Here is a 22969-nt window from a genome sequence, read left to right on the forward strand (position 1 = left end):
ACACCCTCCGCTGTGTTGCGCGGCCTGATCAGGCCGCGCTGCGAGGAGACGGAGTCTCGACCACCGCCTCGATCGTCTCCGATACGACGGTCGTCGGTCGCGTCACCGAGGCGATCGCATCGGACAACACCTGAGCGAATTCCGCCGTGATCACCTGGCCACGACGTACCGTCACCTCGATCGTTCCCGAGTCGGAGCGGCGTACCGCGACCGAACCGGGGATGTCGTCGGAGACGGTGAAGAGCACAGCCTGCATATCCTGCCTCCCGAGACCGAAATCCCTGATCGGGTGACGATCCTCACCCGATGTCGTATTCGGTACCCTCGGCTCGGCGAAGCCAAACGGTGCGCCTGAGCGGCTCGTGGCCGAGGAGCGCCTGCTGGGTCTCCCCTACGGGCAGGACCGACGCAGCGGATCAGCTGTCGGCGAGCTGCTCTCGCAGGTGCCGCAGCGTCTTGGTCAGGATGCGGGAGACGTGCATCTGCGAGACACCGACCCGTTCGCTGATCTGGGTCTGTGTCATGTTGCCGAAGAACCGCAGCAACAGCACGGTGCGCTCGCGTTCGGGCAGCGCGGCCAACAACGGGTGCAGTGCCTCGCGGTTCTCCACCACCACCATCTCCGGGTCCTCCGCGCCCAGCGTGCTGCTCAGCGCCGGGGAGTCCTCGTCACCCAGCACCTCGTCCAGGGAGGACGACCGGTAGGCATGGCGGACCTCGAGACCCTCGATGACCTCTTCGCGGGAGATGCCCAGCTTGGCGGCGATCTCATTCGAGGTCGGTGCCCGACCGAGCACCTGGGACAGCTCGCGGACCACCGCATTGATCGCGAGGTGCAGTTCCTTCAGCCTTCGTGGGAGGTGCACCGACCAGCTGCGGTCCCGGAAGTAGCGGCGTACCTCGCCCATGATGGTCGGTACCGCGAAGGCCAGGAAGTCGGTGCCCCGCGCGGGATCGAACCGGTCGACGGCCTGGATGAGACCGACATTGGCGACCTGTACGAGATCGTCCATCGCCACGCCCCGATTACTGAACCGTTGCGCGATGTGCAGCGCCAACGCCTGATGCTCGGTGATGAGGCGCTCGCGCACCGAACTCCGCCGGGGATCGCCCTCCGAGATCTCGGTCAGGGTCACGAACAGCGGAAGCAGGTGTTCGTAGGTCTGATCCCGGCTGCTCACCGGCGAGCGCTGAGTCACGGAATCGCCTCCCTGCGGACTTTGACGAACTCGATCTCCAGCAGTTGCCCGGTGCGGTGCTCCGAAGTCCGTGCGACGGCGGTGACCTCCGTGACGAGCGTCGTCAACACCCGCCACCCGAAGGTGTCCCGCCGGAGTACGGCGTCCTCGGCCGCGATCACCGTGACCTTCCCGGTGATCGCGTCCGGCGCGACCTGGAACCGGGCCACGAGCCGTGTTCCGGGTATGGCCAGGCGCACCAGAGACGAGCATGCCTCGTCCACCGCCAACCGCAAGTCGTCGGCCGCGTCGAGGTCGAAGTCCGCACGCAGCGCAAGACCCGCGACGACGCTGCGCACGACATGGAGCCGAGCAGCGTCCGCCGCGACGCGTACCTCGGTGGTGTCGACCGAGTCGGCTCGCCAGCGACGTTGATCGGGGATCTGTTCGGCTGCGCTCACGCGGCCCGAGGCTACCGATCGTCCGGTCCCCGTCCGAGGCCGTCGGGGGCAGCAGGCGGCGACCGGCGCACCGGGATCCTCGGTTGGGCAGGCACTCACCCGGACGGGATCGACCGGCATATCGGCGGCCCGGACACCGCATCCTCAGCGTCGGGACCAGGCACGCCGACCGATCCCGGATCAGCGTCCGACGGCGTCCGAGGACACGCACCGTCGCCGGTGGCGGGGGCGAACGGGTACGGCGAGCTCGTCGCGGATCGAGCTGGAGAACACCCATCCCGGTGACAGAATTTCCATCGATCTCCCGTTTCGGGTTGCTCGCCGCGACCGGTGCTCGGTGACACGACGGCGCCTCGAACGGCTCACGATCACATCGGGGTTATGCCCGACGGCGTCGGGTACCCGGCGCAGATGAGCCTGCCTCCCGATCCCGAGCCGGATCCGCCCTCAGAGTCCGAGCCGGGCGGCGGCGTGCCGCCTGGCTCGACACCGCCCGCCGAGGGCAGCGCGACCCGAGGTGTCTCGCACAACGAGACCGTCCCGTCGCCCCGATGGGCCAACCGCCTGGTCCAGGTGCTCATGGTGCTGCTGTTGGTTCTCGTCCTGGTGTTCGTGGTGCGTCATCTCATCGCCTTCATCGCAGGCTTGTGATCTCGCCGGTCCAAGGCCGTTCTTCGCCGACAGCCGACCCGCCACACCTGATCGGGTGCGGCAGGAAGGTGTGATTCCGCTGGTAGCGGGTACCCGAACGGGAGCGCAGTCCAGCGAATGGAGGATCGTCGTGACGACCATCACGAAGTCGGTCGACGTGCATGTCCCGGTGTCCCGGGCCTACGACCAGTGGACCCAGTTCGAATCGTTCCCCCAGTTCATGAAGGGGGTGGACCGGATCGAGCAACTGACGCCGACCAGGACACGCTGGCGGACCTCGATCGCGGGCGTGGTGCGCGAGTTCGACGCCGAGATCACCGAACAGCACCCCGACGAGCGCATCGCCTGGCGTTCGGTGGAGGGCCCGACCCAGAGCGGCGTGGTGACACTGCACCGCTTGGATGCGAGCACGACGAGGGTGCATCTGCAGATGGAGTTCGAACCGACGGGCGCGGTCGAGAAGGCGGGCAGCGGCCTAGGGTTGGTCGATCACCAGGTGCAGAGCGACCTGGAGCGCTTCCGCGAGTTCATCGAGGGCAGAGCCCAGGCGACCGGTGCCTGGCGCGGCGATGTGCCCCGTGCCGCGCAGGAGGGCGATCCGGCGGCGCCCAAGCCGAAGCCGGGCCCCGCCAATCGACCGAAGCCGGGCCCGCGTCCCGGACCGCCGAACCCGGCCGGGCAGCCGGAGGCACCGCGCACCGGAGGCCCGCGCCCCGGACCACGCTGAGCTGAGGCGAGAACCCGATCAGGGCCTTGCGAACCACTCCGGTTCGCAAGGCCCTGATCGCGTCACGGGGGTCGGGTCACGGCGGCTGGTCGCCGGTGATCAGCCGACCACCACGTCTCGGTCCGCCAACTCCGGGTCGACACAGCGCTGCGGCGCATGCACGGTGGCATAGACGCGTGCGGTGTCGGCCGCGATCCGGTTCCACGCATAGCGCGCCTTGGCCCGATCGCAACCCGCCACGCCAAGGGACTGGCGTCGCGAGGCGTCCCGAATCAGTGCGCGCAACGTCGAGGCCAAGGTGTTCGCCTCACGCGGCGGGACGTGCAGACCCGTGACCCCGTCGACCACGGTGTCGGCCAGACCGCCGACCGAGCTGACGACCACCGGCACGCCACAGGCCATCGCCTCCAGAGCGACGGTGCCGAAGGACTCGTACCAGGGCGCACAGACGACGACATCGGCGGAACGCAACACCGAGGGCAACCTCGATCGAGGAGTCGGACCCGCCCAGTGCACGCGGTCGGCTACTCCGGATCGCTGCGCATGGGCCCGCAGTCGGTCCCGATCCGCATCGCGTTCCGTTTCGTCACAGGCGTTCCCGCCCGCCACCACCAACTCGGCCTCCGGCAGCAGTCGCAGCGCCGCGATCACGGTGTCGATGCCCGTGTGCGGCAGCGAGGAACCCACACACAGCAGCCGGAACCGTCCGCTGCGCGACGCCACGGGCCCGGTGGGGGTGAACCGGTCGACGTCGACGCCGGAGGGCGCCACGATGATGTTCGTCCTGGCCACCCCCATCCGTACCAGCTCGGTGACCTCGGCGGCACTGGTCGCCGCCACCCGGTCGGCGGAGCAGGCGATCATACGTTCGAGTCGGAGCCGTTCCGAGGGGTCGATACCGGTGTCGGGCAGGGTCTCGCCGAACCGGCTGCGGACCGACTGGAGGTCGCGGAAGGTCTGCACCACCGGGATCGGGGGCCGGTCCGACGGCTGTCCGCGAACCGCCAGCAGCGCGGCGAGGCCCGACATCCAGCAGTGGGCGTGTACGACGTCCGGCGGGTCGGTGGCCCAGTTGTCGACGAGCCCCCTGGCGAACAGTCCCAGCTGGGCGAGAAGTCGCTCCGCCGGAAGAACACAGGCCGGTCCTGCCTGCAGGGACACGATGCGGGCACCGGCACGTTCGGTGGGTGCGGGTTCGGTGGGTCGATCACGTCTGATGTAGACCGAGACCTCGTGTCCTGCGGCGACCAGAGCTGCGGACAACTCGGCGACGTGGACCTGTGCGCCACCGCAATCCTCGTCCTCCGGTCCGGACAGTGGGCCCGCCTGCGCGGAGATCATCGCGATCCTCATCAAACCCCTCCCTCGGCTGCTCGTCTCGACGGACCCAGCGGATGGTCCGCAGCGCAGGCCGGGAGATCCGGATGTGTCGAGCCGTCCGACAGTGGAGATGCCGATCACGACCGTCGAAGCATCAACCGGTTCCGCCGCGCAGTGGGGCCGGTGCCTTCCTCGGCCATCCTCCCCGGCACGGCACGGGCGGGCATCCTGGAGGAGGGCACCGAACGGGTCGGATTCACCACGGTAGGGCACAGCACCCAGCCGAGGATCGGGTCACCGACGCAGAACGTCGGGATGTCCCGATGCGGCGGGGATCAGTGCAGTCGACCGGTCGGGCGGCGCCCCGGCTCCGGAGTCCTGGGGCCCGGCAGCGCGTCCTCCACGATCACGCGGGGCAGTGCCAAGCCGAGTGCCAGGTGGACCGCGAGGTCGAGGTCGTCGGCGACCAGGGGCGCCTGCTCGATCTCCACCGGGAGCGTCATCGGGCTGGGGACCAGGATCGGCGTTGCTCCGGCGGCGAGGGCCGCCTGCATGTCGCTGCCCGTGTCACCGATGACCACGATCTCGCTGACCGGAACGCCCAGTCGGCTCGCGCAGGACAGCACCATCCCCGGCTTGGGCTTCCGACAGGCACAGCCGCCGTGATCGGTGGGCTGATGCGGGCAGACCGCCCAGACGTCGAACCGGCCGAGTTGGGCCTCCACGATCCGGTTCACGGCCTTGACCTGCTCCGGTGCCATCAGGCCCCGGCCGAGCCCCGACTGGTTGGTGATCACCCCGACGGGGATGCCCAGGGCTCGAAGCCGCTCGAGCGCGCGACGAGCCGATGGCACGGGGCGCACCCGACTCGGATCTCCGTTGTACGGCACCTCTTCGATGAGCGTGCCGTCGCGGTCGAACAGCACCGCCGAGACCCGGCCAGTCGGTCGTCCGGTCGCCGCAACACTCGTGCCCTTCATGTGCGGAGGAGTTGCCGGGCCGATCAGCGGCAAACACCGGGTCTTCAATTACTACCGAGGGTAGCTATCCTTCACTCCGGTTAGGGATCCCGCTGCACTACTTCGACCGCTGACATCACGGAAAGCTGTCGAACGCGGGTCACTCTCGGTGTGTAGGAACGTCGAGTGCGGGTACTGCAAGTCCACAAGCCGCGCCGTCGAGAACCGCGAGGTGATCATGTGTTGACCATTCGGCCCACCGAGGTTCACCCGGAATCGACGGAACGCGACGAGGACGTCTTCCTGCGCGTGGCGGCCACGGAGCAGCGCGTGGCCCTGGTCAGAGGGTTGGCGGGAGACATCGCGGCGCGCGCGGAGTTCGACATGGACCGCATCGAGGATCTCCGACTCGCCGTCGAGGAGGCGTGCGCCGTCCTCATCGAACAGTCCGTGCCCGGCGCGGTCCTCGACTGTCGATTCCGGATCGCGCCGGACCGGATCGGCCTCCGGCTGCGCAGCGCGACCGATAACGCAGCGGGACCCGATCGCGACACCTTCGGCTGGCATGTCCTGGAGACACTCAGCGATTCCGTTCGGCTAATGGTCGACCCACCGACCGTCGAGTCCGCGGCGAGCACGCTGGAGCTGGAACTCGGCGTTCGGCGGCGCCCGTTGCACGGCCAGGACGGCAGGCCGACCGCCGACGAGTTCGATCCCGCGCGCGTGTCGGAGTCGTCCACTGTGGTCGACGCGATGGCCGCGCGGGCGGTCGGAGGCGACGACGAGCGCGAGAACCCGATCACCGAGCGCATCGAGAACGCTCCTTCGGGAGCCAACGGGACCGTGGTGCCTGCTCCGATGGCAGGGAGCGAACAGTGAGGACGGGGACTCGGCGGGTACGACACCTCGTCGTATTGCGTGCGCTGGGCATCGGCGACCTGCTGGCCTCGGTTCCCGCGCTCCGCGGCCTGCGGGAGGCGTATCCCGACCATCGGGTGGTGCTGGCGACCTCGCCGACGCTGGAACCGCTGGTCTATCGGACCGGCGCCGTCGACGAGGTGCTGCCCGCCCACGGACTACGCGTCCTGGACTGGCGGGACTCCGCCGATATCGTGGTCAACCTGCACGACCGGGGGCCACAGAGCGCGCGCATTCTCGACGCGCTGCGTCCCGGACATCGAATCGGGCATCGCGCTCCCGGTTGGGACGGGCCGGAATGGGAGTCCGCCGTTCCGGAGCGCGAGCGGTGGTGCAGGCTGCTCGCGGCGCACGGCGTGCCCGCCGATCCGACCGACCTGCGGTTGGATCGCCCGCGTCGCACCGGCGGGCTGCCGCGCGCGGTCGTGATCCACCCCGGAGCGCCGCAGGCCAGTAAGCGATGGCCGGTGGAACGCTTCGCCAAGGTGGCGCGAAGCCTCCACGACTCCGGTCATCGAGTGGTGATCACCGGGAGCTCCTCGGAACTGCCGCTGGCCATGAAGGTCGCGGGCCTGGCCGGACTGAGCATGCGCCACGTCCTCGCGGGTCGCACCGACCTGGCGGCCCTGACCGCGCTCATCGCGCGCGCTCGGCTGCTCGTGTGCGGTGATACCGGTGTAGCGCATCTGAGTTACGCCTTCGGCACCCCGTCCGTGGTGTTGCTGGGTCCGACCCCGGCGCGGGAATGGGGACCGCCCCCGGGCGGCCCGCACCTGGCGTTGTCGGCGGACCGGCTTCGTCGCGGCGAGGTGTTCGCCGACACCCCGGATCCGGCGCTGCTGGGGGTGGGCACCGATTGGGTGGCCGCCTCGGCGCGGCGGTTGCTCACCGATACGCCGAGGCGGACCTTCGCGATGTGATCGCGCGGGTGTCGATCAGCCCCGTTCGGGGCGGTCGTCCTTCGGATCGACAGCGGGGCCGTCGTCGTCGGCGGCGGACGGGGTAGGCCCGTCTGCGCCGGGGGCCGCCGAGGTGCCTGCCGCGCTGGCCGCGGTGCCCTCGGTCGTCGAGGTCGGGGCGCCGACCGCGACGGGCTCGTCCTCCTTGACGTAGGTGGGGCGAAGGTGGACGGGCTGGTTCTTGGCCCGGTTCGCCTTGGCCCGCAGGTTGAGGAACTCCACCAGGATCGAGAAGGCGATCGGTCCGTAGACGTAACCCTTCGGGATGTGCTGTTCGAAGCCCTCGGCGATCAGGCTGGCGCCGATGAGGACTAGGAAGGTCAGCGCCAACATCTTGACGGTGGGGTGGCGGTTGACGAATTCACTGATCGCCCCGGCCGAAACGAGCATGATGATCATCGCGACGACGACGGCCGCGACCATCACCGGGAGTTCGTCGACCATACCGACGGCGGTGATCACCGAGTCGAGCGAGAACACGATGTCCAGCACGAGGATCTGCAGGATCACCGCACCGAAGGACGCCGCCTTGCCGCTCTTGGCGTGCTCGTTTCCTTCGAGATGTTCGTGAATCTCATACGTCGCCTTACCGAGCAGGAACAACCCGCCCAACAGCAGGATCAGATCTCGTCCCGAGATACCCATCCCGAACACCTGGAATAGGTCCGCGGTGAGCCCGATGATCCACGACAACGAGGCCAACAGCAGCAGCCTGGTCACCAGGGCGAGCGTCAGCCCCAGCGTGCGGGCCTTGGCCTGCTGCTCGGGAGGCAGCTTCCCGGCGAGGATGGAGATGAAGACGACGTTGTCGATGCCGAGCACGATCTCCAGCAGAAGCAGTGTCGCGAATGCGACCCAGATCTCCGGGCTGGTCAACAGCTCCATCCTTGCGCCCCTCTTCCAGACATGATGCGGCGGACCGACTCTCGGACCGCTCGCGCAGGGAGACCATAGCGAAAGGACATAGGCGAGAAATCGACAATCTCGGAGATTTCGAATCGACACACGGACCACACATCCGTTAGGGCATGGTCTATTGCCGAATCGGCGGATGGCAGGCTGCGGACACCACTTCCCGCACCGTGCAAGGAGATGCTCCATGACCAGCGCAGTGATCGTCGACACCGTGCGCACCGCCTCCGGCCGGGGCAAACCGGGCGGTGCTCTCTCCGGTACCCATCCGGTCGATCTGCTGGCCGTGGTCCTTCGGGCCCTACAGGAGCGCAACGACCTCGATCCGGCCCTCGTCGACGACGTCATCGGCGGCTGTGTCTCGCAGGTCGGCGAGCAGAGCTTCAACGTCACTCGCAAGGCGGTGCTGGCCGCCGGCTTCCCCGAGCACGTACCGGGAACGACGATCGACCGGCAATGCGGTTCCAGTCAGCAGGCGGCCCATTTCGCCGCGCAGGGCGTCATGGCAGGCGCCTACGACGTGGTCATCGCCGCCGGGGTCGAGACGATGAGCCGAGTGCCGATGTTCTCCTCGATCCAGGACGCCGAACAGTACGGAGCCGGGATCGACGCGCGCTATCCCGAGGGACTGGTGACGCAGGGCATCGCCGCCGAGTTGTTGGCCGCCCGCTGGAACCTGGGTCGCGGTGAACTGGACGAGTTCGCCGCCCGTTCGCACCGGCTGGCCGCCCGCGCCGCAGCCGACGGACTGTTCGACGCCGAGATCGTCGGAGTGCCGGTCGAGGATGGCGTGCACGATCGGGACGAGACGGTGCGACCCGGCACCACCTCGGAGGGGCTCGCCGCGCTGCGGCCGTGCTTCGTCGACGAGGCCGCGGGAGCACGTTTCCCGGAGATCGAGTGGCGGGTCACGCCCGGTAGCTCGTCCCCACTGACCGACGGCGCCTCGGCGACGCTGATCATGAGCGAGGAGCGGGCCGCGCAGCTGGGCTTGCGGCCACGTGCCCGTTTCCACTCCTTCTCCGTGGTGGGCGACGACCCGACCCTGATGCTGTCCGGCGTCCTGCCCGCCACGCACCGGGTGTTGGAGCGCTCGGGCCTCGGCATCGGCGACATCGACGCCGTCGAGGTCAACGAGGCCTTCGCACCCGTGCCCCTGCTGTGGGCCGCCGAGTTCGGAGCCGATGAGGACCGGCTGAATCAGCGCGGCGGAGCGATCGCCCTCGGCCACCCGCTCGGGGCCTCGGGCACCCGACTGTTGACAACGCTGGTGAACACCCTTGAACACACCGGCGGGCGATACGGATTGCAGACCATGTGCGAGGGCGGCGGGATGGCCAACGCGACCATCATCGAACGTCTCTGACCCGGCTCGCCTCGGCCCGGCCACCACACCGGGCCCGGGCCCTCCCCGAACATGTCGGACGGTTGGTCGAGGATGCAGCCATGTTCACGGCGGTGGCGGGCAGCGACGATCGAGGCTCGGATGGTCGGGGCGGCGCCCTGGTACGGCTGGACCACAACGGTGCGGCACGAGAACCGGTCCGATTCGTCGCGGATCTGGCCGCCGCCATCGCCGAGGAGGAGACCGCCGAACGTCCTCGCTGGGTACTGGCCGACGCGGCAAGGACGGCCCGGCGACTCGCCGAGGCCGGTGTGCGGATCCGACGCTGCCACGACCTGCGCATGACCGAGGCCCTGCTACTGGGCCATGCGGGACGGTGGGGGGAACCGGCCGCTCTGGCTGCGAGCGTGGCCCGGTTGCGGGGCTTGGCCGTGCCCGAGGACTCCACGGTGTCGGATCACGGACTCGTCCCCGCCCTGTTCGAGCCGGAACCACCTCCCCTGCCCGGTGGCGGGCGGGAGATCGACGCGGTGCTCGCGGTCCATGCCGACCAGCGACGTCGAATCGCGCAGACCGGACAGCCGGGCCGATTCAACCTGCTGGTGGCCGCCGAATCGGCCGGGGCGCTGGTCGCCGAGGAGATGGGGCGCCTCGGTCTCCCCTGGCGGGCCGACATCCACCACGAGCTGCTGGTCGGGCTGCTGGGGCCGAGGCCGCCCGCCGGGGTCGCACCGCGAAGACTTGGCGAGTTGGCGTCGGCGATCGCCGACGCGTTGCAGGCACCTCGGCTGCATCCCGACTCGCCGCAGGAGATCATCCGAGCCTTCGCACAGGTCGGTGTTCGACTCACCTCGACCCGGTCCTGGGTGCTGCGGGAGGTGGACCATCCCGCTGTCCCCCTGCTGTTGGAGTATAAGGAACTGTCCCGACTGCACAGTGCCCACGGCTGGTCCTGGTTGTCGGAATGGGTTCACGACGGCCGTTTTCGTCCGCAGTACGTCCCGGGCGCGGTCGTCTCGGGTCGTTGGGCCAGTCGTGGCGGCGGCGCGCTGCAGATCCCCAAGACCATCCGACGGGCGGTGGTCGCGATGCCCGGTTGGACGCTGGTGGTCGCCGATGCCTGCCAACTCGAGCCGAGGGTGCTCGCGGCGATCTCGGAGGATCCCCGGCTCGCCGCGGCCAGCCACGATGCCGACCTCTATCGGACCACGGCGGCGGAGGCGTTCGACGGCGATCGCGAACGGGCCAAGATCGGTGTGTTGGCCGCGCTGTACGGCCAGACCAGCGGAGAGGCCGGCACGTTGGTCGCGGCACTACGACGTCGATTCCCCGTCGCGGTGGACTACGTCGAGCACGCCGCGCGGCAGGGCGAGGCAGGTGCCCTGGTGCGGTCCAGGCTCGGTCGTACCTGTCCCCCGTCCACCTTGGACGCCGACCGCGCCGCCGAGAGCTCGGACGATCCGGCGTCGATGCGTGCGGGCTGGGCACGCGGCCGGTTCACCCGCAACTTCGTGGTGCAGGCGAGTGCTGCGGACTGGGCCGCCACGCTGGTCGCGCTCCTACGGACCGCGTTGTTCGAACGCGCCGACGCCGAACTCGTCTTCTTCCAACACGACGAGGTCATGGTGCACTGCCGCAAGGAGGTCGCCGAGGAGCTCGTCGAGACGATCCACCACGCCGCCTCGGAGGCATCCCGGCTGGTGTTCGAGGGTAGCCCGGTCCGCTTCCCGATGGATATCGCCGTGGTCGACTGCTACGCCGACGCGAAACAGCCACGCACCCCCTGAGACGATCCACCGGTGGAATTCCGGTCGAGCACAGCGCAGCGGCTGCCCGTCGAGATCGCCGACTGGATCGACGACCGATCAGGCGGACGACGAATCCGGCTGGCGCTGGATGCGCCGGTCGCCGAGCACGGCGCGCAGTTGGCCGAGTCGCTGGTCGACGAACTGGCCCGCCGAGGCCGTCCGGCGTTGCGGGTCGCCGCCGCAGGATTCCTACGTCCCGCCTCACTTCGATGGGAGCACGGGAGACAGGATCCGGACTCCTATCCCGATTGGCTGGATCACGCGGCGTTGCGCAGGGAGGTGCTGACTCCCGCCGAGACGACCGGCACCGGCCGGATACTGCCGAGCCGCTGGGATCCGATCACGGATCGGGCCACGCGGGCCGACTACGTCGCGCTGCAACCGAACTCCGTCGTGATCGTCGACGGGATGTTCCTGCTCGACGGGACGCTGGACTTCGACCTGACCGTGCACCTCGCGGTCTCCCCGCGCGCGATGCAACGTCTGATTCCCGAGGAACTGCAGTGGACGCTGCCTGCGCACCGCCGGTACGCCACCGAGTCCGTCCCCTCGGAGGTGGCCGATCTGATCGTGCAGATGGACCACCCCGAACGCCCGGCGTATCGACGACGATCACGCTGAACTCCGGGCTATTCCTCGGGATCGAACGCGGAGAACCGGCGGGTACCGCCGGGAGAATCCGTAGGCCGCGCAGGTGGTGGTGGCTGTGGCGGAGCAGTCCCGGAGCCCGAGGCCGCGACATTCGGGGCGACGCCTGGCGGGCCACCGGGTTGCGGAGCGGCTCCGGAAGGAGCACCCGCGCCACGCGGACCGGTCGGCCCGGGAGCACCGCCGTGGCCTGCCTGCCCTTGCGGCGGAGCGCCGGTGGCGAACGGGGGTCGGTTCGGGCCGGGCCGTCCCATCGGAGCCGATCCGGTGGGCGGCATGGGTGGGCGGCCCGCCGAGGAACCGGGCGGGGCCTGTCCCGGCGGGACCGGACCCGGTCCAGGTCTGCCGGTGGGCGGACCCGGTGGCCGAGGCGGTGGATTCCGGGGGCCTTGGACCTGGGTGGGCGCCGCCGATACACCCGGTGTCGGCGGACCGAGCGGGGCCTGCGGTCCGCGTTCGGCGGCAGGCCCGATCGGCGGGGCGGCCCGACGGGTGGTGGCGTCGGAGTCCGGAGTGGCATCGGTCGTGCGCAACCGCTGGGTCACCGGACCGTCGGGGCTGGCCCCGGATCCGTTGAGGTAGGCGGTCATTCCCGCTGAGATCATCGTCAGCGACGGCCGACGAGACGGCTCCGGGCCGAGGGCGGCGACCAACCGAGCACGGTGCTTGCTTCGTTCCGGGAGGTGGACGAGCTCGGCGGCCTCGGCGGCAGCCATCAACGCCGAGATCGGACTGTCCCGATAGCCCCGGGGCGGATTGCCCGTCAACGCATAGGACACGGTGGCCGCCAGTTGCCAGCTGTCGGAGGACGGGCTCGCGGCCTCGCCCCGGGCGACCTCGGGCGCGAGGAAGTCCGGCGTGCCGACCATCATCCCGGTGGCGGTCAGTGTGCTGTCGCCGTCGCTGCGCGCGATCCCGAAGTCGATGAGCTGCGGCATCCCCGCCTCGTCCACCAGGATGTTGCCCGGTTTGATGTCCCGGTGGAGCAGGCCCTTGTCGTGGGCGGCGCCCAGCGCCTCGGCCATCGTGCCCCACAGTCGTGCGGCGGCCACGTCGTCGAGGGGGCCGCTCGCTCGCACCACATCGGACAGCGCGTCGCCCGCGATGTACTCCATGACGATGGCCAGGCCGTCGGTGCCGTCCCCGAGGTCATCGAGGATGTCGTAGATCCGAACGCAGTTGGGGTGCCGAACCGCGGCCAAAGCCCGCGCCTCGCGCAGCATCCGCTCCTCGCTCTCGGTGTCGGGCGCGTGAGCGATCTTGACGGCCACCTCGCGGTTCAGGCCGGTGTCCAAGGCCAACCAGACCTCACCGAACCCGCCCTTGCCCAGACGTCGAATGCGTTGGAATCGGCCGCGCCCCGCTCCGCTTCCACTCACCGGCACGCTGCCGCCCAGCAGCGTCGGAACGTCCATATTGGCGCCTGCATCGGCATCTCCGCGTGCGGAATCGCCAGCCCCCGCGGGTGCGGCACCACCGAGCAGGAAGGCGGGCAGGGGACCCGGGGTGTCGGCCAGCCTCGGCGCGTCGTCGGGCTTCGGTTCGACGGCCGACGGCGGCAGGATCGGGGCCTGCTCCACCGGTGGCGAGCCTGCCCGCACCACGTTGTGGTGTGCGGGTCGCGGATCGACGGGCGGCTGGGGCTGCGCCATCGGTGTGTACTGCTGGTCCTGCACGGCGACTCGTTGGGGAGCCTGCGGCTCGCGGGGGTGGTGAGACTGCTGGACGTCGTAGTCGTCTCGCGGGGAGTGCTCGGCCGACGACCGCTGATGGTCGGAGCTGTCCGAGTCCGGCCGTTCCGACCACTCGATGACCGCACGCGGCGGTGGGCCGACCGCGAGCAGGACCAGCGCACCGACGAACAGCGGCGGCAGCATTCCGACCCACAGGTGCACCACGATCTGTGCGGTCAGTCCGCCGGTGAGCAGCGCGAGGATCGCGAAGGGCGCCCACAGCGTCACTCCGGGCCAGGCCGGACCCCTGCGCGCGGCGAGGCGACCCTGCCAGGCGACCAGCGCCAACAGCACGATGGGCAGCCCGACGAGCGCGGCGATGTACAGCCACCGCAGCGGGGCACCACTGTCGACGATCGCATTCGACACCGAGCCATTGGCGATCAGGTAGTCGCCCTGGGTGCCGGGACCGCCGAGGCAGATGCCGACGGACAGGCTGTCCGATGCCTGCGCAGCCAACGGGCCGTATCCGGAGGCCGCCCTCGTCAGCGCCTCGGAGATGCCCTGGAAGAACATAGTCGGGATCACGAATGCCGTGCACACGCCGATGAGGCCGATCAGCAGCCCGATGCCGACGTTGTAGCGATTGCCGATGCCCTTGCGCAGCACGGCGATGACCAGGCTGCCGAACGACACGATCATTCCGATGAGGACTCCGGCGCCCGTCACCGTCCATGCCCAGTCACCGGGACAGAAGTTCGCCCCCACCAATCGGTGCAGCCAAGACAGGAGTGCCGCCGCGAAATCAACGACGGGTTCCAACTGGTCTCGCCCCTTCCCTCACGGTGCTGTCGGCATCGAGCGAGCACCACAGCCGCGTCCTAGGGCCACCCGCGGCAGGCGCGAGCCTGCGCGTACACGATATGCCTGCGGGTCCGCAGGTTGTGGATCAACCCCGAAAGGCACTGCCGAGGTCGGTGTGCTCGACTCGATCGAGAAGCTCGCGGCCGTCGTGGCCGGGGATCGAAGGAGCCGAGCGTTCGCGGTGCCCCGGCGGCGATTCGACCGCCGGGGCATCCGGATCAGGCCGATCGACCGCTGGCGTTTCCCAGGGGGAACGGCACCAGGGCAACGGTGATGTTGTCGTGGCCACCGCCCCGCAGGGCGAGGCTGGTGAGCTCGCGGGCCGCGTTGAACGGATCGCCCAACGCGGCGACCCTGGTCGCGGTCTGCGTCGGATCGCCCAGGTAATGCCACAGACCATCGGTGCAGACCAGCACGATTCCCGGACCGCTCGGCCGGAATCTCACCACCTCGGCAGGCCTGCCGTCCGAGTCCGCGCCCAACCATCGACACAGCGCCGGAGCTCGCCGGTCGCCCTGGATCTGCAGCTCGGTCATCTCACCGGTGGAGACCATCTGCCGAGCCCAGGAGTGATCCAGCGTCAGACAGGCGGAACCGCCCGCCGCGACCACCTCGGTCACCTGCTCCTGATGAGCCTGCGAGCTGATCGCGATGTCGGCCCCGCCCACCACGCCGAAGTTGGCCATGGTCGACTCGGGCTCCGGCAGGGCCAGCCAGTAGGCCCGGCTGTCGCCCACCCAGCCGATGGTCACCTCGGTCTCGGTGACCACCGCCGACACATACGTGCAGGACGGCGGGTCGCGGTCGGCCGCATCGGTGTGCAGCCTTGCGACGGACTCCGTGGCCGCCCGTACCGCGCGGCGGGTCGCCTCGGCGGTCTCCGAACCCGCCCGGACCGCCTCGGACAGCAGTTCCGCCGCGGTGTAGGCGGCCACCCGGGAGGCGTCCTCGGCGCGCGACGAGGAGGAGACCCCGTCGCAGACCACCACGATGGTCGCCGACGTGCCGTCGGGACACGCCAGCGTCCGAAGCCCGAAGGCGTCCTCGTTGTGGTGATGTCGAAGCCCTCGGTCGCTGACGCCGGCGACCACGCCGAGATCGACCTCGACCCGATCGTTGTCGGCGGGTTTGGCCCGACCGCACCGGGAGCAGAGGCCGTCCGCGGTGAACTGCGAGTGTCCGCAGCCGCCGCAGAGGACGGTTCCGGCGGGCGGGGCGGCCGGTGTGGGTTCGGGTGTCTGGGCGAGCACGGGGCCCAGGTTCTCCCCGCAGTCCTCGCAGAAGAGATCGCCTGCCATCGTCACGTACTCGCATTGCGGGCAGGCCGGTCCGGTCGGCGTGTCGCCGAGGACCGAGGTCTGTCGTTGCGCCATCGGCTACACCAGAGTTCGGGGGCGAAGGCTGTTCGCCCGGTCCACCAGGGCGATTCGCTCGGCCCGGTCTTCCACGGCCTTGGCGAGGCTGCGATAGCCGCTCTCCAGGCCGAGTCGGAGGATGTGCTCGTCCAGTTCCAGGCCGAACAAGCGGCCGGGCGCCCTGGGACGCCCACCCATGCCTGCACCGACACCTCGGGCCCACTCGTGGGCCGCCTGCAACACCTCCACGATCAACCGAGCACGTCGTTCGTTGTCCAGGCCCAAGGGCTCGAGTCGGACGGCGGCGTCGAGCAGGTCCTGATGACCGAGGTCGCCGGGAGCCCGATCCTGCACGCGGGCCAGGACGGCGGCGATCCGCGCTGCGACGTGATGACTCGAGGTCTCCGGGACGGACTCCAACACCGCGACCGCACCGCGCACGTCGCGAACCCGCAACCGGGCTCTGGCCAGGCCGAACGCCGCACTCACGAAATCGTGGTCGCTACGCCACACCATCTCGTATCGGCGGGCGGCCGAGGCGTTGTCGCCTCGGAACTCGTCGGTGACCGCCACGGCCAGCTTCGTGGCCTGTTCGCCGGGAAAACGGTCGTAGAGCGATTCGAATCGGCGCTTGGCGTCCTCGAAATCACCGCCCGCCAGCGCGCCCAGCGACAGATACCAGGCGATACGCCAGTCATCGGGTTCCTGGCGTGCCGCATCCTGCAACACCTGCCAGGCCGGGCGCAGCTCGCCTCGATCGATGTGTGCCCTGGCCAGCCGCAACCGGACCTCGATCGTCTGCATCGCGCCGCGCAGCTGATCCGGGCCCGCGTCCTCCGCGCTGAGCAGGAAGCCCGCCGCCGGGTCCTTCGGATCCACCAGCGGCACCGGCAACGCCATCGCGACCCGGCGGGATTCCAGCACCGCGCTGCCTGCGGCGATCTCCCGCACCTTCTCGATGCCGAAGCTGCGCCTCTCGGGGGTGAACAGCGGTGACACGCCGGGGATCGGCTTGTGATCGCGAACGGCGACGACCTCGCGCAGCACACCGGTGAGCTGCTCGGCCATCTCGTCCGCCGAGTCGAAGCGTTGATTGGCGTCGGTGTGACAGGCCCGCCGGAGGAAGCGCAGCAGGGATTCGTGCTCGGCCAGCACCGGAACGTCGGCCGGGTCGGGCAGCCGTTCCTTGAACTCCTTGTTGTAACCGGGGAAGTGGAAGCTCAGCACGGCCAGCAGCCTGCCGACGGTGTACAGATCGGAGGCCACGGACGGACCGATGGTGGCGATCTCGGGCGCCTGGTATCCGATCGTGCCGTAGACGGCGCCGTAGTCGTCGTCCATCCGGAGGACGGCGCCCATGTCGATCAGTTTGACCTGTTCGGACGTCTGGATGACGTTGTCCGGTTTGAGGTCGCAGTACAACAGGCCGTGTTCGTGCAGGTAGCCCATCGCGGGCAGGATCTCCAGCACGTAGGCGATGGCCTGGTCCAGGGGTAGAGCCGCCGTGGCGCCCTCGGTCTTGCGGCGCTCGGTCAGGATGTCGCGCAGCGATTGGCCGCCGACGTACTCCATCACGATGTAACCGACGGTCTCGGTCGAGCTGCCGTCCGTCGGCTGGACCACGTTGAAGATCCGCACCACGTTGGGATGCTCGACCTGGGCCAACGCCCGCTGTTCGTTCAGCGTGGCCTCGACCGCGTCCGCGTCACCGTCGTTGAGCAGGCCCTTGAGGACGACCCAGCGGTCGTGCACGTTGCGGTCGCGGGCGAGGTAGATCCAGCCGAAACCACCATGGGCGATACAGCCGAGCACCTCGTACTGCCCGGCGAGGAAGTCGCCCGCCCGCAGCTTGGGGCTGAAGGAGTACCGCGCCCCGCACTGCGGGCAGTAGCCGTCCACCCTGCCGGGCCTGCCGCCTCGACTGCGGCCGACCGGCTGCTGGCAACTCGCGCAGTACCGCTTGTTCTCGGCGACCTGCGGATTGGCCAGGACCACCGATGCCGGGTCGCGGGCGGGTACCTGCGGCACCTCGACGAGTCCACCGCCGAGCCTGCCCCGCCTGCTGGATCGCGAGGATCCACGACGTGAGGGCGACGACGCGGTCCGGCTGGACGTCGAGCTGGTGATCTCGCCGCGCGTTCCGACCTGGTTGGTCTGGGTGGTCTGCGGCGAGGCGAAGGCCGCCCGGCCGGGCGGATTGGTCACGACGGTCCGATCCGGACCGAGTCCGGATCCCACCGAGGCACCGGGCGGGTTGGGTCGCGGCTGCGAGGTGGAGCGGGCCGTGGTGTTCGGCGGCTGCGGCGGCGCAGGTCGCGCCGGTCCGCCCGTCGGGTAGGAGACCGAGGTGACTCCGGGGGGTACTCCGGGAGGCATGGGTTGCCGTCCCGGGGACACCGGAGTCCGCGTGGTCAACGGCGGCGGATACTGCGCAGCAGTGTTCGGTGGCGGCGGGTACTGCTGTTGAGGCGTCTGCTGTGTCGATCCCGGCGGCATCCCCGGTGGCCGTAGACCTGCCTGCTGTTGGCCCGTCACCCCGCCGGGAGGTGTCGACTGACCCGAGGACATCGGCCGCGCGCCGGTCTGCTGCGGTCGACTCACCCCCGTGGCGGGCTGTTCGTGCTGGGTGGTGACAACGGGATCGGCCTGCTTGTTCGCCTCACCCGGACCGGACACCCGTCGTCGGCCCTCATCGTCGAGCCCGCCGAGCCGAGCCGCGACGCGCGAGGGAGTCGGTGGTTCGTCCGTCGACGGGTCGACGAGCCGGTTGACCACGGAGTCCGTCCTGGGCTGCTCGGCGGCGGGTTGCCCGCAGACCCCACAGCGGCCGTCGACCACCCGGCCGTCACAGCCTGCCTTCGTGCACTCGGTCATCGTCGTCCCTCCTTCCCCGTCATGTCGTGTCCGTGCCGCGCGACACTCACCCGCGCCTCCCGCCCAACGCCGTCCTCATCGGTCCGGCGGTCCGCAGGCAGCCCTCGCGCCATCAGCGACACGTGTCAGTCCCGGTAGTTGGCGGTGGGCGGGTCCGGGGCGGGCCCCAGGTCGGTCAGCCAGTCGTCGTACATCCGTTCCCAGGTCCCGTCGTCGCGCATCTGGGCCAACAGCGCGTTGGCGAAGCGGACGAAGTCCTCGGCGTCCTTGTTGAATGCCATCCCGTAGGGCTCGCTGGAGAACCGGTCGCCCACCACGTGCAGCTGCGGATCCTGCCTGGCCATGCCCGCCAGAATGGTGTCGTCGGTGGAGAATCCCTCGACCTGGCCCTGCTGCAACATCACCAGGCAGTCCGACCAGTCGGCGACCTCCACCGGCACCAGGCCCGCGTCGTGGGCGGCGAGTCGGCGCAGCGAGGTCGAGCCCCGCGCGGAGCAGACCCGTTCGCCTGCGAGGTCCTCGACGTCGGAGTAGCCGGAATCGCGGTGCACCAGCAGCCGCTGTCCCGCCTCGAAGTAGACCGTGGAGAAGTTGACGCGTTCCCACCGTTCGCAGGTGACGGTCATCGTCCGCACCACGACGTCGACGGTCCCCTCCTCCAACGCCTCCTCGCGCTGATCGGAGGTGACGGTCACGAAGCGGACCCGGTTGGGATCGCCGAAAAGTGCGTCGGCCAACTCATGGACCAGGTCGATGTCGAAACCCGAGAGGCGCTCGGCCGTGGGGTCGCGGTATCCCATCAGATAGGTCGTCTGGTCGACACCCGCGATGAGGACGCCTCGGTCGACGATCTCGTCCATGGTCGAGCCCGCAGGCATCTGACCGGGCTGCGGAAGGCCGCCGGACGGTCGAAGGCTGGCCGTGGGATCGCAGGCCCCGTCCTCGGACGGCGGCGGATCCAGCTCCCCCGCCTCCTGGGCGCCGACCGGTAGGGGGCGTTCGACGTCGACCTCGACGTCGGTGGGCACCGAGGGGGCCCCGGAGCAGCCCGCCAAGGTCAGTATCGCGGCCAGCGCGACGGCGACTCGACTACCAGACCTCATCGATACTCCCTCACGCGCTGCCAGATGCCCGCACCAGCGCCGACCGCCGCGATCAGGGAGCAGGCCAACATGCCGATCGCCAGTCCACCGAGGGCACCGTGCGCATCGGCCGAGCGAGCGACCATGGTGTCCCGGACCGCGTCGAGTGCCGTCATCAGATTGCGGTCGACCTCGGAGAACGCCTCGTTCGCCGTGGTCGTCGTCAACTCCACCGCGTCATCGAAACTGCCTGCCTCGTCGTGGGACCTGATCTCGGCATGTAACGACATCCACGTCTGGTTCTGTTCGATCGCGGCGTCGACCGCGTTGCGGACCTCGGGGTCGGTGGCCATCTCCCTGGCCTCGCCGAGCAGTCCGCCCGATCCGTCGGTGCCGCCCAGCTGCTCGGCGGCCTCGTCGAAGTCCTTGACGTAGGAGCCGCCCGAGCCCTGCGCCACGAGGGTGAGGGTCTCGCCGCTTCTGGCCTGCAATGCGGCGATCCTGGCCCTGGCCAGGACGTCGACCTGCGCGGATCCCTCGGTGCGGCTCTCGTCGAGGCTGCTCAGCATGCTCAGCTGGGCGATCCCGGTCCAGGCCAGACTCGCGACCACGGCGACCGTCGCGACGACCATGCCGATGTTGAGGATCCGGTTGGTTCGACGGAAGACGTAGAGCTGGCCGAAGGCCAACGCCCCGAGTAACACCACGCCAAGAGCGACCTCGACGATCGGCCAGCCGGAGGCGTCGTCCTGGTCCGTGACCACACGGGCCATCTCGGACTGGTAGAGCTCCTCGGCGGCGGGCAGCATCGTCGACTGCATCAGGCCGGAGGCCTCCCGCAGATAGGCCGCACCGACCGGGAATCCCTGCCGGTGATTGGCCCTGGCTGCCTCGACCAGGCCGGTGTACACCGGCAGCTGGTTGGACAACCTGGCCACCGGCTCGGAGAGCCTGCCCGCTCCGCCCGCGCCGTGGGCGGCGGCGGTCAAGGCATCGGCGGCCGCGGCGATGTCGGCCTCGTAGCGCTCCCGGACGGCGAGCGGTTCGCCGCCGCCCACCAGGAAGGCGCCCGCGACAGTCGCGTCCGCATCCGACAGCGCGCTGTAGAGATCCTGGGCCGCGATGCTGAGCGGTTCGCTGCGCAGGACGAGGTCGTTGAGCCCGTCCTCCTTGGTCTGCACGGCGAAGAACCCGAACAGACCGGCGATCACACTGAGCAGGGCGATGGTCGCGCCGAGCATCGTGAACCGGCCCGGCGTGGTCGAGCGCAGCGCACGCAGATCGGCGAGATAGCGGCGCAGCGCGCCCTGTCGTGCGGGCCGTCGGCGTTGCTCGGCCGGATGCGATGCGGGCGGCTTCGGCTGTTGTCGTCCCACGGTGCCGGGCTGCGGCGGTACACCCGGACCGGCCGGGGGCCGAGGCTGCTGGGGCGGCGGTGCGCTGTTCATGCCTGCGATCCCCCTCGCGACCGTGATCGGGCCGCGAAGCCCTGCCGCCGAGGACGTGAAGACGCCCCGAACCGGACGATTCGTCCGCTCGGCGTGTCAGGACCCCTCACCGCGTCACACCCTCACGATCTGTTCCGGCCACATCCAGTGGATTCGCCGCCCGCGAGAACCACATGTCCTCGACGGAGGCCCGGCGGTATCCGGCGATTCTGCCGTTGGAAGCAGAATGCGGGTACACCGCCCGCACGATCAGGCGTGCCGACCGGGCGACTCACTCGGATCGCCGAGCATGCGCCCGATCTCGTCCCCTCGGACATTCGTTCCTGCGTACTGGGAGCGAAGATACCGCCCGCTCTTGATCAAGATAGCGGTTTGGATCATTTCGTGACGCGGCAGGCGGCCCGGTGCGACGGGAGGGTTCTCGTCACACCGGGCGCAGCGGGCTCAGCCCAGTCCGACGGCCACCGCCTTCGACCAGATCTCCAGGCCCTGGTCGATCTGCTCCGCATCCACGATCAACGGGGGGATCATCCGCACGACGTTGCCGTGCGGACCGCAGGTGAGCAGCAGCAGCCCCAGATCCGATGCGGCGCGATGCACCCTGGCCGCGGCCGCCGGGGCGGGGGAACCGTCCGGTTCGACGAATTCGCTGGCGACCATCAATCCGAGGCCCCGCACATCGCCGATCGCCGAATGGTCCGCGGCGATCCGGCGGGCACCCGCCAGAAGCTGCTCGCCGGTGGTCGCGGCATTGGCGACGAGTCCCTCCTCCTGGATGACCTCCAGGGTGGCGATGGCCGCAGCGCAGGCCACCGCGTTGCCGCCGTAGGTACCGCCCTGCGAGCCGGGCAGGGCCCTGCTCATCAGCTCGGTGCTCGCAGCGATGGCCGACAAGGGGAATCCGCTTGCCAAGCCCTTCGCCGTGATCAGGATGTCCGGCTCGACCTCGGAGTGCTGGTGCCCCCAGAATCGACCGGTCCGGCCGAATCCGGTCTGCACCTCGTCGAGGACCAGCAGGATGCCGTGTCGATCGGCCCGCTCGCGGAGTCCGGCGAGGAAGGCCGGTGGCACCGGAACGTACCCGCCCTCGCCGAGCACCGGTTCGATGAAGAAGGCCGCGATGTCGGCGGCGGGGCTCGCGGTGGCGAACAGATAGTCGAGCTCGCGCAGTGCGAAGGCGACCGCGTCCTGTTCGGACAGTCCGTAGCGGTAGGCGTAGGGGAAGGGTGCCACCGTCACGCCGGGGACCAGCGGGCCGATGCCCGCTCGGATCTTCGCCCCGGAGGTCGTCAGCGAGGCCGCGCCGAAGGTCCGGCCGTGGAAGGAGCCTTGGAAGACCACCGCGTTCTGCCTGCCGGTGGACTGCCGGGCAAGGCGGAGCGCCGCCTCGACGGCCTCGCTCCCGGAGTTGACGTAGAACAGCGAGTCGAGTCCGGCGGGCAGTACCTCGCCGAGTCGCTCGGTCAACGTGATCAGCGGCTGGTGCATCACGGTGGTGTACTGGCCGTGGATCAGCGTGGCCACCTGTCGTTGAGCTGCTGCGACGACCTTCGGATGACAGTGTCCGGTGCTGGTGACGCCGATCCCGGCGGTGAAGTCGAGATAGCGCTGGTCGTTCTGATCGTAGAGGTAGACACCCTCACCCCGGGTGACCTGCACGGGAGTGGCCTGCTTGAGCACCGGCGACAACTGAGCCATGATCACACCCAACTGTAGGATTGTCGACAATCTATCTCCATGCAACCATCGACCGTGGTCGCATGTCCACACCAACGCGGAGGGTCTTA

General features: G+C 69.6%; 19 protein-coding genes. 7 read left to right on the forward strand and 12 right to left on the reverse strand.

Annotated features, from left to right (window positions below; all coding sequences use genetic code 11):
* Positions 1 to 28: 28 nt before the first annotated feature.
* From BKA25_RS16140 to BKA25_RS16150, 3 genes are all read right to left on the reverse strand, one after another.
* Complete coding sequence (locus BKA25_RS16140) at positions 29 to 256, reverse strand: hypothetical protein (RefSeq protein WP_069848633.1); 228 nt, start codon at positions 254 to 256, stop codon at positions 29 to 31.
* 160 nt (positions 257 to 416) lie between these two features.
* Positions 417 to 1199: a SigB/SigF/SigG family RNA polymerase sigma factor gene (locus BKA25_RS16145; RefSeq protein ID WP_069848631.1), complete on the reverse strand. Its 783-nt coding sequence runs from the start codon at positions 1197 to 1199 to the stop codon at positions 417 to 419.
* Positions 1196 to 1639, reverse strand: coding sequence for an ATP-binding protein (locus tag BKA25_RS16150; protein ID WP_184285094.1), 444 nt, complete (start codon positions 1637 to 1639; stop codon positions 1196 to 1198). Before BKA25_RS16150 ends, BKA25_RS16145 begins: the two co-directional genes overlap by 4 nt.
* Positions 1640 to 2050: 411 nt before the next feature.
* Between BKA25_RS16150 and BKA25_RS16155 the strand changes: the two genes are divergently transcribed.
* Complete coding sequence (locus tag BKA25_RS16155; RefSeq protein ID WP_069853563.1) at positions 2051 to 2290, forward strand: DUF6480 family protein; 240 nt, start codon at positions 2051 to 2053, stop codon at positions 2288 to 2290.
* A gap of 130 nt (positions 2291 to 2420) precedes the next feature.
* The gene (locus tag BKA25_RS16160; protein ID WP_084643634.1) at positions 2421 to 3017 is read left to right on the forward strand and encodes an SRPBCC family protein; all 597 of its coding nucleotides are present in this window, start codon (positions 2421 to 2423) and stop codon (positions 3015 to 3017) included.
* Between the two features lie 99 nt (positions 3018 to 3116).
* Here the strand turns inward: BKA25_RS16160 and BKA25_RS16165 are convergent, their stop codons facing one another.
* Together BKA25_RS16165 and BKA25_RS16170 are read right to left on the reverse strand one after the other, a co-directional pair.
* Positions 3117 to 4370 (reverse strand): glycosyltransferase, encoded by a 1254-nt coding sequence (locus BKA25_RS16165; protein WP_069848629.1) that lies wholly within the window; start codon positions 4368 to 4370, stop codon positions 3117 to 3119.
* Positions 4371 to 4672: 302 nt separating this feature from the next.
* Positions 4673 to 5317, reverse strand: a complete 645-nt coding sequence (locus BKA25_RS16170) for a D-glycero-alpha-D-manno-heptose-1,7-bisphosphate 7-phosphatase (RefSeq protein WP_069848627.1) — start codon at positions 5315 to 5317, stop codon at positions 4673 to 4675.
* A gap of 219 nt (positions 5318 to 5536) precedes the next feature.
* Between BKA25_RS16170 and BKA25_RS16175 the strand changes: the two genes are divergently transcribed.
* Together BKA25_RS16175 and BKA25_RS16180 are read left to right on the forward strand one after the other, a co-directional pair.
* The gene (locus tag BKA25_RS16175; RefSeq protein WP_069848625.1) at positions 5537 to 6175 is read left to right on the forward strand and encodes an ATP-binding protein; all 639 of its coding nucleotides are present in this window, start codon (positions 5537 to 5539) and stop codon (positions 6173 to 6175) included.
* Entirely contained in the window at positions 6172 to 7134 is a 963-nt protein-coding gene (locus tag BKA25_RS16180; RefSeq protein ID WP_069848624.1) for a glycosyltransferase family 9 protein, read from the forward strand. Before BKA25_RS16175 ends, BKA25_RS16180 begins: the two co-directional genes overlap by 4 nt.
* Before the next feature lie 15 nt (positions 7135 to 7149).
* Here BKA25_RS16180 and BKA25_RS16185 read toward each other — a convergent pair whose 3' ends face one another.
* Positions 7150 to 8058 carry a TerC family protein gene (locus BKA25_RS16185; protein ID WP_084642878.1) on the reverse strand — a complete coding sequence of 303 codons (909 nt, stop codon included), beginning with the start codon at positions 8056 to 8058 and terminating at the stop codon, positions 7150 to 7152.
* A 214-nt stretch (positions 8059 to 8272) separates the two neighbouring features.
* On the opposite strand from BKA25_RS16185, the gene BKA25_RS16190 reads away from it, so the two are divergent.
* The 3 genes from BKA25_RS16190 (at position 8273) to BKA25_RS16200 (ending at position 11859) form a co-directional block, all read left to right on the forward strand.
* Entirely contained in the window at positions 8273 to 9451 is a 1179-nt protein-coding gene (locus BKA25_RS16190; protein ID WP_069848622.1) for a thiolase family protein, read from the forward strand.
* An 80-nt stretch (positions 9452 to 9531) separates the two neighbouring features.
* On the forward strand, positions 9532 to 11217 hold the full coding sequence (locus BKA25_RS16195; RefSeq protein WP_069848621.1) for a bifunctional 3'-5' exonuclease/DNA polymerase: 1686 nt from the start codon (positions 9532 to 9534) through the stop codon (positions 11215 to 11217).
* 12 nt (positions 11218 to 11229) lie between these two features.
* Positions 11230 to 11859, forward strand: a complete 630-nt coding sequence (locus tag BKA25_RS16200; protein ID WP_069848619.1) for a nucleoside/nucleotide kinase family protein — start codon at positions 11230 to 11232, stop codon at positions 11857 to 11859.
* An 8-nt stretch (positions 11860 to 11867) separates the two neighbouring features.
* Here BKA25_RS16200 and BKA25_RS16205 read toward each other — a convergent pair whose 3' ends face one another.
* The 6 genes from BKA25_RS16205 to BKA25_RS16230 all read right to left on the reverse strand — a co-directional run bounded on the left by BKA25_RS16205 (position 11868) and on the right by BKA25_RS16230 (position 22880).
* A complete protein-coding gene (locus BKA25_RS16205) occupies positions 11868 to 14381 on the reverse strand; it encodes a serine/threonine-protein kinase (protein WP_069848617.1) in 2514 nt (837 codons plus the stop codon).
* A gap of 260 nt (positions 14382 to 14641) precedes the next feature.
* Positions 14642 to 15796, reverse strand: a complete 1155-nt coding sequence (locus BKA25_RS16210; RefSeq protein WP_069848615.1) for a PP2C family protein-serine/threonine phosphatase — start codon at positions 15794 to 15796, stop codon at positions 14642 to 14644.
* Positions 15797 to 15799: 3 nt separating this feature from the next.
* On the reverse strand, positions 15800 to 18652 hold the full coding sequence (locus BKA25_RS16215; RefSeq protein ID WP_084642876.1) for a serine/threonine-protein kinase: 2853 nt from the start codon (positions 18650 to 18652) through the stop codon (positions 15800 to 15802).
* A 125-nt stretch (positions 18653 to 18777) separates the two neighbouring features.
* Entirely contained in the window at positions 18778 to 19755 is a 978-nt protein-coding gene (locus tag BKA25_RS16220) for a glutamate ABC transporter substrate-binding protein (protein ID WP_069848613.1), read from the reverse strand.
* Positions 19752 to 21182: a GlnX family signal transduction membrane protein gene (locus BKA25_RS16225; protein ID WP_084642874.1), complete on the reverse strand. Its 1431-nt coding sequence runs from the start codon at positions 21180 to 21182 to the stop codon at positions 19752 to 19754. The genes BKA25_RS16220 and BKA25_RS16225 overlap by 4 nt, the downstream gene beginning before the upstream one ends.
* A gap of 444 nt (positions 21183 to 21626) precedes the next feature.
* Positions 21627 to 22880, reverse strand: coding sequence for an aspartate aminotransferase family protein (locus BKA25_RS16230; protein ID WP_069853560.1), 1254 nt, complete (start codon positions 22878 to 22880; stop codon positions 21627 to 21629).
* Between the last annotated feature and the right edge of the window lie 89 nt (positions 22881 to 22969).

This window comes from Actinoalloteichus hymeniacidonis, from assembly GCF_014203365.1.
Taxonomy (GTDB): domain Bacteria; phylum Actinomycetota; class Actinomycetes; order Mycobacteriales; family Pseudonocardiaceae; genus Actinoalloteichus_A; species Actinoalloteichus_A hymeniacidonis.